Here is a 13098-nt window from a genome sequence, read left to right on the forward strand (position 1 = left end):
CTCTCCAGCACGCCGGCCGCACCGGACCGGCGTCGGACCGGCGTCGATCGCGAGGATTACGCGGCGGCCCCGCTGTCCACGGGGAGATCGGCCAGCCGCCACTCGAGCATCCCGTCGGTCAGCCGGACCGCCTTGCGACCGCGAGCGTTCAGCAGCCGTACGGCGTCGTGGGCGAGGACGCAGTAGGCGCCGCGGCAGTACGCGACCACCTCGACGTCGCTCGGCAACTCGTCGATCCTTTCGGCGAGTTCGTCGACGGGGATGGAGACCGCGCCGGGGATGTGGCCGGCGGCGTACTCCTCCACCGGGCGGACGTCGAGGACGACGACCCCGCCCGCCCGGGCGCGCGCCAGCAGTTCCTCGCGGTCGACCTCCTCGGCGTCGTCCGCGCCGAGGTAGGCGGTGCGGGCCGGCTCGACGCCGGCCTGATGGGTCCGGGCGACCTGGCGCAGCAGGGCGTAGAGGGCGGCGACGTCGTCGCCGGCCAGCCGGTAGTGGATGCGTACGCCGTCGCGACGGGTGGCCACGAGTCCGGCCTGCTTGAGGGTCTGCAGATGCGCCGAGGCAGTGGTCAGGTTCAGCCCCGCGGCCCTGGCGAGCGCGTCGACAGAGCGCTCGCCCTGCGCCAGCAGATCGAGCAGTTCCAGGCGCTTCCCGCTGCTCAGAGCCTTGCCGGTGCGTGCGAAGGCGTCGTACAGCGCGGCTTTGCGCGCGGGGTCTCCCATGGCTTCCTCCAGTATTCCATGGAATAGTGTAACCAAGGACGGGTGCTGGAGCCCTCCGCACCTTCCGCGCACCCTGGAGGATCCGATGGGCTTCGCCGACGATCACCTGATACCGCTGGTCGATGAGGGCCTGGGCAACAGCGCCTACCTCGTCAGCCTCGGCGACGGACGGGCCCTGGCCGTGGACGCGAGCCGTGATCTGCGTGCACTGCGCGCTGCTGCCGCGCGGCGTGGGCTCACGGTCGCCTTCGCCGCCGACACCCACCTGCACGCCGACTTCCTGTCCGGTGCGGTGCAGCTGGCCGCCGACGACGGCGCGGCCGTGCTCGCCTCCGCCGCCGGCAACCGGGCCTTCCCGCACACCGGGCTCACCGACGGCGACGAGACGGACCTCGGCGGCCTGACTCTGCGCGCGCTGGCCACTCCCGGCCACACCGACGAGCATCTGTGCTTCCTGCTGCTGGACGGCACCCGCGAGCTCGGCGTCTTCACCGGCGGTTCCCTGATCGTCGGCTCGGCCGCCCGTACGGACTTGCTGGGCGCCGACCGCGCGGAGGAGCTGGCCCGCGCCCAGTACCGCTCACTGCGGCGCCTGGCCGAACTGCCGGACGTCACGGCGGTGTGGCCGACGCACGGCGCCGGATCCTTCTGTTCCGCGCCGCCGGGTGCCGAGCGCACCACCACCATCGCCGCGCAGAAGCGGGCCAATGCCCTGCTCGCCGCGCCGGACGAGGACACCTTCGTACGCCTGTTGCTCGGCAGTCTCGGCTCCTACCCCGCGTACTTCGACCGCCTGAGCGAGGTGAACCGGCGTGGGCCGGCCGTTCTGCGTTCGGCGCCGGTCCTGCCCGCGCTCTCCGTGGACCAGGTGCGCCACCTGATCGGCGAGGGGGCCCAGGTCGTCGACGTACGCCCCGTGGCGGACTTCGCCGCGGGCCACATCCCCGGTGCCGTCTCCATCCCGCTGCGGGACCAGTTCGCCACCTGGCTCGGCTGGCTGCTGCCCGACGACACCCCGCTCGTGTTCGTCGGCGCCGCCGGCCAGGACCTGGCCGACGTCACCTGGCAGGCGCTGAAGATCGGCCATGAGCGGCTGGCAGGACACCTCGGCGGCGGTATGGACGCCTGGACCGCGGGTGGTGGGGAGCGGGAACGCATCGAGCTGCTCACCGCCGACCGGATCGCCGGCCGCCCCGTCCTCGACGTCCGCCAGCGGGCCGAGCACACGGCCGGACACATCCCCGGCGCGGTCCACATCGAACTCGGCGAGCTCACCGGACACAGCGACGAGGCACCTCGGCGCCCCGTCGTGGCCTGCGGTCACGGTGAACGTGCCATGACCGCGGCCAGTTTGCTGCAGCGATCCGGACACAAGGATCTCGCCGTCCTCGACGGCGGGCCGGCCGACTGGTCCAGGGCCACCGGCCGTCCGTTGGAGAAGACCGCGTGACCGCCCCCGTCACCGGCGGGACCCGCCGCGGCGTACGCCTCGGACTGCGGCCCAACCTCGCCCAGTTCAGCCTGCTCGTCGTCATCAACGCGCTGGTCGGCGGCATGCTCGGCCAGGAGCGCACCGTCCTGCCGCTGCTCGCCGACGACGTCTTCCACCTGTCCGCGTACACCGCGGCCATGACCTACATCCTGGCCTTCGGCGCCACCAAGGCCGTCACCAACTTCTTCGCCGGCACCTGGTCCGACCGTTACGGGCGCAAACCGGTTCTCATCGCCGGATGGCTCATCGCCCTGCCCGTGCCCGCGATGCTCGCCTGGGGCCCGTCCTGGGGCTGGATCATCGCCGCCAACGTCCTGCTCGGCGTCAACCAGGGCCTGACCTGGTCCACCACCGTCATCATGAAGATCGACCTGGCCGGCCCGGAGCGCCGCGGCCTGGCCATGGGCTTCAACGAGGCTGCCGGATACGTCGCCGTCGCCGCCACCGCCATGGCCACCGGCGCCATCGCCGAGCACGCCGGGCTGCGACCCGAGCCGTTCCTGCTCGGTGCCGCCTACGTCGTACTGGCCCTGGGCCTGTCCACCCTCGCGGTACGCGAGACCCGCGACCACGCCCGCTTCGAAGCCGCCGGCCACGTCCCCGCGACGGGCAGCGGGCACGACGGGGAACTGACCACCCGCCGGATCGCCCGCCTCACCAGCCTTCACGACAAGGCCCTGTCCGCCGCGAGCCAGGCCGGTCTGGTCAACAACCTCAACGACGCCCTCGCCTGGGGCATCTTCCCCCTGCTCTTCGCCAGGCACGGCATGTCCGTCGCACAGATCGGCATCCTCGCCGCGCTCTACCCGGCCGTCTGGGGCGCCGGCCAGATGCTCACCGGCTGGTGGTCGGACCGTATCGGCCGCAAACACCTGATCACCGCCGGGATGCTGCTCCAGGCCGCCGCCATCGCCCTCGTCGCCGCCGGCACCACCTTCGCCGTCTGGGCCGCCGCACAGGTCCTCCTCGGCATCGGCACCGCGCTGGTCTACCCCACCCTGCTCGCCGTCATCGGCGACGTCGCCCACCCCGCCTGGCGCGCCCGCGCCGTCGGCGTCTACCGCCTCTGGCGCGACGGCGGCTTCGCGGTGGGCGCCCTCCTCGCCGGAGCCCTCGCCGACGCCTACAGCCTGACCACCGCCATCTGGGCCATCGCCGCCCTCACCGCCGCCTCCGGCCTGGTGGTGGCGGTACGGATGTACGAGACACACCCTCGCACCTGACGATCCGTACAAGGCCACCGCCCTCCGCCAGGCCGGCTCAACCGGCGAATCGGACTGCTCAGGCGCCGCCTCGTGCCCGTCAGCTGCGGGCGCGCTGGGTGGCCGCGATGCAGCCGAGGACGATCAGAGCGGTGAGCACGGCGAGCGGCGAGAGCTGTTCGCCCATGAGCAGGACCGCCCACACGAGGGTGATCAGGGGCTGGGCAAGCTGGATCTGGCTCGCCTTGGGCACCCCGATGGCGGCCATGCCCCGGTACCAGACGACGAACCCGCCGAACTGGGACACGGCGGCGAGGTAGGCCATTCCCACGGCCGCCTTGGCGGTCATCTGTACCGGTTCCCAGGGCAGGGAGAGGGCCGTCACGAGGGCGGACACCGGCAGAGCGGCGACGACGCCCCAGGCGATGACCTGCCAGCCGGGCATGTGGGACGCGAGACGGCCGCCCTGGGCGTACCCGGCGGCGCACACCACCAGGGCGCCGAAGAGGTACACGTCGCCGAGCGTCGGCAGGCCGTGGCTCTGCTGGAGCGTGAAGCCGACCACGGTGACGGCGCCGAGGATCGCGGCCGTCCAGAACACGCGCGAAGGCCGCCGTCCGGTCAGGGCGGCCGAGATGGTGGCGGTGGCCAGTGGCAGTACGCCGATGACAACGGCCGAGTGCGCGGTGGTGGAGGTCTGCAGGGCGAGCGTGCTCAGCAGGGGGAAGCCGACGACGCAGCCGCCGGCCACGGTGAGCAGACCCGGCCAGTGCTGCCGCGCGGGCACCGGCACGCGCGCACCGTACAAACAGGCGGCGGCGAGCAGGGCCGCCAGCAGACCCCGAACGCCGGTCGCCGTCCACGGGCCGAAGCCGTCCAGGGCCCACACGGTGGCAGGGAAGCTGAAGGAGAAGGACACCACGCCGAGAGCGGCCAGGAGGGTGCCGGTACCGTTGCGGACCGCTATCGCCGAAGAAAGAGTAGCGCTATCTTGTACTGTCATGAATGACAGTAGCAGTGTGGAGCGCCTGGCCGCGACCTTGCGGGACGAGCTGAACCGCTATCCGGAGGGTCAGAAGCTGCCCTCCAGCCGGGCGTTGGTGGCGCGGTATCAGGTGAGTCCTGTGACGGTCTCCCGGGCGATCGCCGCCCTCGCCGCCGAAGGGCTCGTCACCTCCCGTCCCGGTGCCGGGGTGTTCAAGGCGACCGCCCGCCGTGTCGCGGGCGGCGTCGGCGACGTCTCCTGGCAGGAGGTCGCCCTGAGCGCGGACGCGCCGCACGCCGCCGTCCACGCGGGCAGCCGCGGCGCGGGCGCCGCCGGGGTCCTGGCCACGCTCACCACTCCTCCGCCCGAGGTCATCGACCTCAACGGGGGTTATCTGCACGCGGCGCTCCAGCCGGAGCGGGCGCTGGCCGCCGCCCTGGCCCGGGCCGGCCGCCGGCCCGGCACCTGGTCCCGCCCCCCGGTGGAGGGCCTGGCCGAGCTGCGGGACTGGTTCGCCCGCGACATCGGCGGGCCGGGCGGCTCGCTCGACGCCTCGGACGTCCTGATCACCGCCGGGGCCCAGAGCGCGCTCACCACCGCCCTGCGGGCCCTGACGACTCCCGGCTCCCCCGTCCTGGTCGAATCGCCCACCTATCCGGGCATGCTCGCCATCGCCCGCGCCGCCGGGCTGCGGCCCGTCCCGGTGCCGGTCGACGCGGACGGTGTACGTACCGATCTGCTGGCCGAGGCGTTCGAGGCCACCCGGGCCCGGGTGTTCGTCTGCCAGCCGCTGTTCCACAACCCCACCGGAACCGTCCTGCCCCCGCCGCGCCGCGCCGCTGTGCTGAGGATCGCCCGGGCGGCGGGCGCCTTCGTCGTCGAGGACGACTTCGCCCGCCGTCTGGTGCACGCCGACTCCCCGTCCCTGCCGCTCCCGCTGGCCGCGGACGACCCGGACGGCGTCGTCGTCCATGTGCGCTCGCTCACCAAAGCCGCCTCCCCCAGCCTGCGGATCGGCGCCCTGTCCGCCCGCGGCCCGGTGCTGGAGCGGCTGCGCGCGATCCAGGTCATCGACAGCTTCTTCGTCCCCCGCCCCCTGCAGGAGACCGCCCTGGAACTGGTCGGCTCCCCCGCCTGGGCCAGCCATCTGCGGGCGCTCGCCGGTGCCTTGCGCGACCGCCGAACCACCCTGCTCGCCGCGCTGGGCAGCGCGCTGCCCGCTCTGCTGCCGCACCGGCCACCGCGCGGCGGATACCACTTGTGGCTGCGGCTGCCCGACGGAACCGACGAGTCCGCCATCACCGCGGCCGCCCTGCGCCACGGCGTGGCCGTCACTGCCGGAAGCCCCTACTTCACCGCCGAGGCACCCGCCCCACACCTGCGGCTCAGCTATGTCAGCACCCCAGGCACCGCACAACTGGAGGAAGGCGTCCACCGACTCCGCCAGGCCCTCCCGGCGGCGGCGTAAACAGGGGACGCTTGCGTCGCTCACGGCCCGCCGTTCGTCAAGTCGACGGCCGCCTCCAGGGTGTGCGTCGCGAAAGTTCACCGACCGGCCCGGAGGTGCCATGCCCCTGCAGATGAAGTTGACCGCGATAACACTCGACTGCTCCGATCCGCTGGGTCTGGCGGCCTTCTACCAGCAGGCCACCGGCCTCGAACCCCACCCACGGTCGGACGCCGACTTCGCCGCTCTGACCCGTGAGGACGGATTCTTCATCGGCTTCCAGCGGGTCGACGACTACCGGGCTCCACGCTGGCCCGACCAGTCCGTTCCCCAGCAGTTCCACCTCGACTTCGCCGTCGAGGACCTGGACGAGGCCGAGACCCGGCTCCTGGAGCTGGGCGCGGGCAAGCCGGTTCACCAGCCGGGTCGGGACAGGTGGCGCGTCTTCACCGATCCCGCCGGGCACCCCTTCTGCGTGGTCAGAGGCAAGGAAGGCGAGCCGGCCCAGGGACATGCCGGCCCGTGTCCGGCCTTCGGCCTTCGGCCTCGCTGCCCGAACGCTCAGACAGGCGCCGCCCTCGTCGCCCTCACCGAGGTGCGGCGCAGTGCGCGCGCACCTTTCGCGGGGGGGGCGAAAGGTCCGCTGACCCCGTGCCGGCCGACCGGTAGAGTCGGTCCCCCTCCCCGATCTCCGCGAGGCAGTCACCCGGATGCGACACTCGGCAGTAGGTATCGACATCGGCGGCACCAAGCTCCTCATGTACGCGCAGATCCACGGGGACGATGAACCCGTCATCCGCCGCGTCACCACCGGTCCCGACGCCACCCAGGACGAGATCGGTACCGCGATCGCCACGTTCCTCACCGACAACGGCCTGGCACCGGCCTCCGTCGGCATCGCCGTTCCCGGACTGGTCGACAACGGCCGCGTCGCCGTCTGCGACGTCCTGCCGGCCCTGAACGGCTGGCCCGGCCCCACCGGTCTGGGCGTCCCCCACCTCCTGGTCAACGACATCCGGGCCGCCCTCGCCCGGGAGGCCGAAGGGCGCCACAGCGCCTCGACCCTCGTGGTGATGCTCTCCGGCACCGCCATCGGCTCCGCCTGTCTCCACCGGGGCCGGGTCGTCCGCGGCTCCCGGGGGTGGGCGGGCGAAGTCGGGAGCATGCCGGTACCGACCGCCCACGGCATCAAGCGCCTCGACGAACTCGCGGGCGGAGCCGCGATCGTACGCGCCACCGGCCTCCGCCCGGACCAGGTGCACGCCGCGCTCGCCGCCGACGACGCAGGCGTCCGGGACATCGTCGACGCGGCCGGAGAATCCTTCGGGCTGGCCATCGCCACGCTGGTGAACATCCTCAACCCCGACGTCCTCCACACCGCCGGCGGAACCCTCGACTACCCCGGCTACTGGACCACCGCCCTCGCCACCGCCCGTGCCCACACCCTGCCGGAGCTGTGGAGCGCCTGCACCGTCGCCCGGGTCCACGACCCCGCCCTGGTCGTTGCCCAGGGTGCCCTGCGCCTGGCCAAGGCCGCCGCGGCCGAGGAGGACTGGATCGCCCAGTACGTCTGACCGTCCCTTCAGCGGCAAGGCGCCTTGGGTCGGCGCCAGCAGCGGCGGCGGACCCAGCGGTCCAGGAGTCCGCGGCCCCGCACGCCATGGGCCGTGGTCGCGCCCGGCAGGCGTGGTCACTCGCTGACCAGGCCCCGCAAGTCGGTGATCCGGTATCCACGGGACTCGAAGGCCTCGATGATCCGTGGCAGCGCCTCGGCGTCGAGGACCGGGCCCTTACCGTCCGGAACCCCGATGTGCATCTGCAGGATCGCGCCCGGCCGCAGGGCGTCCACGGCCCGCCGTACCGCCTTGTCCACCGTCATCCCTCCGGCCGCGCCCAGATATCCTTTGGTGTCGGTGGTGAACTCGATGTCGGCGAAACCCAGGCCGTTGACTTCCGTGATGTGCCGCTCGGTGGTTTCCCCGTAAGGGAAGCGGAAGAACGGCAGCGGCACCGCTCCGGACGCCGCCCGGATCGCCCGGTCCGCCGTCAATACCTCACTCGCCCGCCCGGGCGCGGTCAGGTCCGCGAAGTAGGGGTGGCTGTAGGAGTGGTTGCCCAGGCCGTATCCGGCCGTCGCGATCCGGCGGACCGCCTCCGGGCAGCGGTCGGCGAAGTCACCCGTCAGGAAGAACGTGGCCGGCGTCTTGTGGCGGCCCAGGACGGCCAGCACCGTATCCAGTCCCCGGTCGTTCCACGCCGCGTTGAACGTCAGCGCGACCACCCGCTGTTCGGTCCGCATCGTACGGTTCTCCGACCCGAACAGCGCCCGCAACCGTGTCTCGTCCCACCGCTGCGTGGCCACCGCCGCCCGCTGCTGCACCTGAGCACGTCCCACCGGTGCCACGATGGTGCCCAGCACCACCGCAGCCACCACCACCGCGGCCTTGGAAAGAAGTTTCACACCACCACCATCGGCGCGATCCCGCTCCCACTTGAAGGCCGCACCCACTCGTCCTGGACGCCGAGCCCGCAGCTCACAGGCGGACGCGGGCCGCCACGGGCAGGTGGTCGCTGCCGGTCTCGGGCAGCGTCCAGACGTGGGTGAGGAACGCCCCGCGGGCCAGGGCGTGGTCGATCCGGGCCACCGGCAGAGCCGCGGGCCAGCTGAACGCCAGGCCGGTACGCGGTCCGCTCAGGCGCGACGTCACCGGGGCGAGGCCGCGGTCGTCGACCGTACCGTTCAGGTCTCCCAGCAGGATGATCCGATCCACTGGTTCGGCGGCGAGGGCATGCGCGAGCAGAGCGGCGCTCTCGTCACGGCGCGTCGAGCGGAAGCCGCTGAACCCGATGCGTACGGACGGCAGATGAGCCACGTACACGGCAACCGGGCCACGGGGAGTGGACACCGTCGCGCGCAGGGACCGCAGCCATCGCGTCCCCACGCCGCTGGGCCGGATGTCCACCGGCCCGGTTTCGGACAGAGGATGTTTCGACCACAGGCCGACCGTGCCGGCGTTGGCGTGGTGGGGGTACTCGGCCGCCAGAGCAGCGGACACGGCGGGCAGGGCGGAGGGCGTCAGTTCCTCCAGTGCGACGAGGTCGGCACGGGCGTCGAGCAGGGCCCGCGCCGTACCCGCCGGGTCGGGATTGCGGTCGTCGATATTGTGCTGGACGACTGTCAGGTCGTACGCCGCCTCGGGCCGGACGAGCAGCGGCCGGCCGAACACGGCGAGCCAGACCGCCACCAGCACCAGGGCCGCGACGACACCGAGCGGGTTGCGGCGCAGCAGGCCAAGACCCAGCAGCACTGGTGCGAGGAGCCCGAGCCATGGCAGAAACGTTTCTACAAGGCTCCCAAGGCGACCGGGCACGTTCGGGACCACGCCCGGGAAGAGCAACAGGCCCGCGGTGACCGCGGCCGCGGCCGCCGTTCGCATGCCTCGCGGTCGTATGCGCCCCATGTTCGCCGCCATGCCACTGCCGCTCCCCCGCTGCCGGTCCGCCTGGTACGTAGCCGTCCGGCCGCCCCGTGTGCTCCTGGTTCGTACAAATGACGCTCTCCCGGCCCCGATCGGTTCCTCGACCGGTTCCTCGGCCGGCGGCGCGGCCGTTGGTGTGAACACCGTGCCCTTGCCCGGGTGGAGTGGTCCCACACGACTCCGGGGTGTGGTTACGGTGGCTTCCTCCCACTATCGGATGGTCGAGTCATCGGCCTACGGCGGGCCGACCGGCCCATGCACCGCCACCCCCGGCATTCAAGGAGAGGCGCCATGAGCAGCAACACGGAAACCGGTGAAACCACCGGTACCAAGGACAAGGACTACAACCTCATCTGGTACGTCGAGGCGTGCCTGAGCAACGCTCTGCGGCTGGAGACCTACATCAAGGACGCCGAGCGGGAGCAGGACACGGAGGTCGTCGAGCTGTTCCGCAAGGCGCAGTCGGACAGCCGCAAGGGCGCGGAACTCGGCAAGCGGCTGCTGCGTAGCCGGCTGAACGGCTGATCCCCACGACGGCGCCGCGCCGGGGCGCGGAACGGGCGGGCGCGCAGCGCCCCTGCCGCAGGCCTCGTTCCCGGCGCCGGATCCGCAGCTCATCGCTCCTGCGCGGGTCCCGCGTATGGCGGTGCGGGTGGAGTCGGAGCCGCGCCCACGCCGGCGGGGTCCGGACGTGGTGCACCGGGCGTGCGCCGTTGCGCCCCGCACTCGGGTGCACGGTGACCTGCTGGCGGCAGGTCACCGTGGGTCGCATGCCGGGTGGGGCAGCGCGGTCAGAGGCCGAGGGCCCGGGACGCCAGGCTGGTTCCCCGTACGCGTGCCTCGATCTTGGCGAAGGCCAGGTCACGTGAGGTGCTGGAGTCGTCGGCGAACGGCGAGAAGCCGCAGTCGTCGCAGGTGCCCAACTGGTCGAGCGGGATGTACCGGGCAGCGAGCAGCACCCGGTCGCGTACCTCTTCGGCGGTCTCGACCGTGGTGGAGATCGGGTCGGTCACTCCGACGAACACGCGGATCCCCGGCCTCAGTTGCTCGGCGATCAGGTGCAGAACGCGCTCGGGGTCGGGCTCGCTGGCCAGCTGGACATAGAAGTTGCCGACCCTCAGCCGGAAGAGCTTGGGCAGCAGGCCGGCGTAGTCGATGTCCAGGCTGTGGGTGGAGTCCTGGTCCCCGCCCGGGCAGGTGTGCACGCCCAGGCGGGCCCGCTCGTCCTCGCTGAACCGGCCGAGCACCTCGTTGTTGAGGGCGATGAAGTCGTCCAGCACACTCCCTGACGGATCCAGCTTGAGGGACAGCCGGCCTTCCGTGAAGTCGAGTTGGACGCGGTACGCGCCCGCCTCCAGGCAGCCGCGGATGTCGGCCTCGGCCTCGTCGGCGAGATCCCGCAGGAACGCTTCGCGGGAGTAGCCGTCCACGGGCTCGCCGGGGTAGAGCAGGCTGAGGGCGGACGGTGCGATCACCGCCTGTTTGACGGGCCGGTCGGTGTGACGCAGGGCGTCGCGCAGGTAGGTCTCCGCACGGACCTGGTAGCGGAAGGGCCCCGCGGTCAGCCGGGGCAGCTGCCGGGTGTGGCCGTCGGCGAAGGGGATGACGGCGCCGTCCGGGTCGAGGGTGGTGAGACCCGAGAGGGGGTACGTGGCGAAGCTCGGCTTGGCCTGCTCCCCGTCGACCAGGACGGCACAGCCCAGCTGCTCCAGCCTGGCCAGGGTGTCGGCCGTCGCCTGGTCCTGAAGCCTCCTCAATTCTTCGTCGCTCAGCCGCCCTTGGGCGTACTCGGCGAGGGCCGCCTGCAAAGAGCGCGGCCGGGGGATGCTGCCGATGGGCTCGGTGGGGATGCTCATGGTGGGGACCGTAGGAAGCACGGTCGGCCCACGCAACAAGGCGTGGAGGGCGCCCGCGGCCCGTTCGGGCGGGGCCGGCGCTGCGTCATGATCCCGAATCCCGCCGGATCACCGGACGTTGCCAGGGGAACACGGAGCCTCGCATGCGATCGGAGGGGGCCCACCCCGCACGAGACGCCTGGCGAGATTCCCCTGAACGGGCGTCGGGACAGGCATGGGGTTGACGGGCACGGCGGCGTACTCGGCCCACTTCCCTGCGCCGAACGCCCGATCACGCGGGTTGCGACGCCGGAGGCCTCGGCCGCGGCCCGCACCGTCAGGGAGTCAGGCGCGGCAGGACGCGGCGGGCGTTGGCGGTGGTGAGGGAGCGCCAGGTGGCGCCCGGTGAGGGGGTGGGTGCGGTGTCGAGGCTCCGGACGTGGTGCTCGACGCCGGCGGCCGGCGTCCAGACGTGGTCGCTGCCGTAGAGGAGCCGGTCGGGGTCGGCCAGGCTCAGCAGGGCGGGCAGCTGGCGGGGCAGGGCGGGGCCGGCGAGGTCGTAGTAGAGGCGGCGCAGTTGCTCGACCGCGTCCGGGGCGTCGGTGCCGGCGGGCATGAACATCTTCATGAAGCCGTTGATGCGGTCGGCGAGGACCGGCAGCGCGCCGCCGCAGTGCGGGACGATGATCTTCAGGTCGGGGTGGCGCTCCAGGGTGCCGGCCATGAGCAGGTCGGTGACCGTGCGGGCGGTGTCGAAGACGAACTCGATCATCGGCCGGGGCCGCCCGAGCGCGGACTGCTCCCAGCAGACCGGCGATGTGGGGTGCAGGAAGACCACGGCCCTTCGGCGGTCGAGTTCGGCCCAGACCGGTTCGAGGGACGGGTTTCCCAGGTAGGTGCCGTGGGTGTTGGTCTCCAGGACCACGCCGTCGGCGCCCAGGGCGTCGAAGGCGTACGCGATCTCCTCGAGGGAGCCGTCGACGTCCGGCAGCGGCAGGGAGGCGAACAGGCCGAAGCGGCCCGGGTGTTCGCGTACCGCCTCCGCGCCGTCCTCGTTGACCTCGCGGGCCAGGCGGCGGGCGGCGGTGTCGTCGCCGAAGTGCACGCCGGGCGACGACACGGACAGCATGGCGGTGTCGATGCCGCAGCGGTCCATCAGCTCGATGTGGGCCGTGGCGGACCAGGAGGGCCATGCGGGAACGCCGTCGGGCATGCGGTGGCCGGCTTCCTTGGCCCGGCGTACGTAGGAGTCGGTGACGAAGTGGGCGTGGACGTCGACGAGGCCGACGTCCTCGGTGCTGGTCATGGGTGGCTTCTTTCCGGCGGGGGCGTTGGGGGGCGGGTGGCGGTCAGTTCCCGGTGCGCCATTCGTGGCCGGGCAGGAAGGTCACGTCGTACTGCTGCGGCACGGTGCGGAACTTCTCCGGTGCGGGGACGTGCGGCTCGCGCGGCAGGGTGAGTTCCTCGGTGGGGGTGCCGAGGTTCTCGAAGAACCGCTCGAAGGTGCCGCCGGGGCCCGCGGCCACGCCGACGACCCGGCTGTGGTGGCGCTCGATGCGGTAGGCGTGCGCGCAGTTCTTCGGTACGAAGCCGAAGTCGCCCGGCGTGAGCAGCTTTTCGTGCTGTTCGCCCTCCAGGTCCTCGACGAACAGCCGCACCGCGCCGTCGGTGACGTAGAAGACCTCGTAGGTGTCGGGGTGGGAGTGGGCCGGGATGAGCTCGCCCTTGGGGCCCTCGACGGTGAAGAAGTTGAACATGTTCTCGGTCTGCTCGCCGCCGGCGTAGACGGTGACGAGGTCGCCGAACAGGTGGGCGCGGTCGCCCAGGCCCTTCTCTATGAAGTACGGCTTGCCCGGCTCGGCCGGGATGCGGGAGCGGGTGCGGTACCGGGTGGTGAACTCGATGGTCATCAGGGCTCCAGTCGGGTGCGTGG

General features: G+C 72.3%; 12 protein-coding genes and 1 pseudogene. 6 read left to right on the forward strand and 7 right to left on the reverse strand.

The features are described 5' to 3' along the window. Nucleotides 1-56: 56 nt before the first annotated feature. On the reverse strand, nt 57-725 hold the full coding sequence (locus tag AMK26_RS30980; protein WP_073758780.1) for an ArsR/SmtB family transcription factor: 669 nt from the start codon (nt 723-725) through the stop codon (nt 57-59). Nucleotides 726-810: 85 nt separating this feature from the next. On the opposite strand from AMK26_RS30980, the gene AMK26_RS30985 reads away from it, so the two are divergent. Both AMK26_RS30985 and AMK26_RS30990 read left to right on the forward strand, forming a co-directional pair. Beyond that, entirely contained in the window at nt 811-2175 is a 1365-nt protein-coding gene (locus AMK26_RS30985; protein WP_073758782.1) for an MBL fold metallo-hydrolase, read from the forward strand. Beyond that, nucleotides 2172-3440 carry an MFS transporter gene (locus AMK26_RS30990; protein ID WP_073758784.1) on the forward strand — a complete coding sequence of 423 codons (1269 nt, stop codon included), beginning with the start codon at nt 2172-2174 and terminating at the stop codon, nt 3438-3440. The genes AMK26_RS30985 and AMK26_RS30990 overlap by 4 nt, the downstream gene beginning before the upstream one ends. Before the next feature lie 79 nt (nt 3441-3519). On the opposite strand, the gene AMK26_RS30995 is transcribed toward AMK26_RS30990, so the two are convergent. Further along, complete coding sequence (locus AMK26_RS30995; RefSeq protein WP_073758786.1) at nt 3520-4422, reverse strand: DMT family transporter; 903 nt, start codon at nt 4420-4422, stop codon at nt 3520-3522. On the opposite strand from AMK26_RS30995, the gene AMK26_RS31000 reads away from it, so the two are divergent. The 3 genes and pseudogenes from AMK26_RS31000 to AMK26_RS31010 all read left to right on the forward strand — a co-directional run bounded on the left by AMK26_RS31000 (nt 4421) and on the right by AMK26_RS31010 (nt 7425). Continuing rightward, the gene (locus tag AMK26_RS31000) at nt 4421-5872 is read left to right on the forward strand and encodes an aminotransferase-like domain-containing protein (protein WP_073758788.1); all 1452 of its coding nucleotides are present in this window, start codon (nt 4421-4423) and stop codon (nt 5870-5872) included. The two genes, AMK26_RS30995 and AMK26_RS31000, sit on opposite strands and share 2 nt — an antisense overlap. A gap of 100 nt (nt 5873-5972) precedes the next feature. Next, nucleotides 5973-6335 (forward strand): annotated as a pseudogene (locus AMK26_RS31005) (VOC family protein); the annotation flags it as partial. 226 nt (nt 6336-6561) lie between these two features. Beyond that, a complete protein-coding gene (locus tag AMK26_RS31010; protein ID WP_073758790.1) occupies nt 6562-7425 on the forward strand; it encodes an ROK family protein in 864 nt (287 codons plus the stop codon). Between the two features lie 116 nt (nt 7426-7541). Here AMK26_RS31010 and AMK26_RS31015 read toward each other — a convergent pair whose 3' ends face one another. Together AMK26_RS31015 and AMK26_RS31020 are read right to left on the reverse strand one after the other, a co-directional pair. Beyond that, nucleotides 7542-8312 carry a polysaccharide deacetylase family protein gene (locus tag AMK26_RS31015; RefSeq protein WP_241838145.1) on the reverse strand — a complete coding sequence of 257 codons (771 nt, stop codon included), beginning with the start codon at nt 8310-8312 and terminating at the stop codon, nt 7542-7544. 73 nt (nt 8313-8385) lie between these two features. After that, on the reverse strand, nt 8386-9312 hold the full coding sequence (locus tag AMK26_RS31020; RefSeq protein ID WP_073759327.1) for an endonuclease/exonuclease/phosphatase family protein: 927 nt from the start codon (nt 9310-9312) through the stop codon (nt 8386-8388). A gap of 309 nt (nt 9313-9621) precedes the next feature. On the opposite strand from AMK26_RS31020, the gene AMK26_RS31025 reads away from it, so the two are divergent. Continuing rightward, entirely contained in the window at nt 9622-9855 is a 234-nt protein-coding gene (locus tag AMK26_RS31025) for a hypothetical protein (RefSeq protein WP_073758794.1), read from the forward strand. 266 nt (nt 9856-10121) lie between these two features. On the opposite strand, the gene AMK26_RS31030 is transcribed toward AMK26_RS31025, so the two are convergent. From AMK26_RS31030 to AMK26_RS31040, 3 genes are all read right to left on the reverse strand, one after another. After that, nucleotides 10122-11186: a cobalamin-independent methionine synthase II family protein gene (locus AMK26_RS31030; RefSeq protein ID WP_073758796.1), complete on the reverse strand. Its 1065-nt coding sequence runs from the start codon at nt 11184-11186 to the stop codon at nt 10122-10124. A gap of 316 nt (nt 11187-11502) precedes the next feature. Next, on the reverse strand, nt 11503-12471 hold the full coding sequence (locus AMK26_RS31035; protein WP_073758798.1) for an amidohydrolase family protein: 969 nt from the start codon (nt 12469-12471) through the stop codon (nt 11503-11505). 43 nt (nt 12472-12514) lie between these two features. Beyond that, nucleotides 12515-13075, reverse strand: coding sequence for a quercetin 2,3-dioxygenase (locus AMK26_RS31040; protein ID WP_073758801.1), 561 nt, complete (start codon nt 13073-13075; stop codon nt 12515-12517). Nucleotides 13076-13098: the final 23 nt, after the last annotated feature.

The organism is Streptomyces sp. CB03234, assembly GCF_001905885.1.
Classification (GTDB): Bacteria; Actinomycetota; Actinomycetes; order Streptomycetales; family Streptomycetaceae; genus Streptomyces.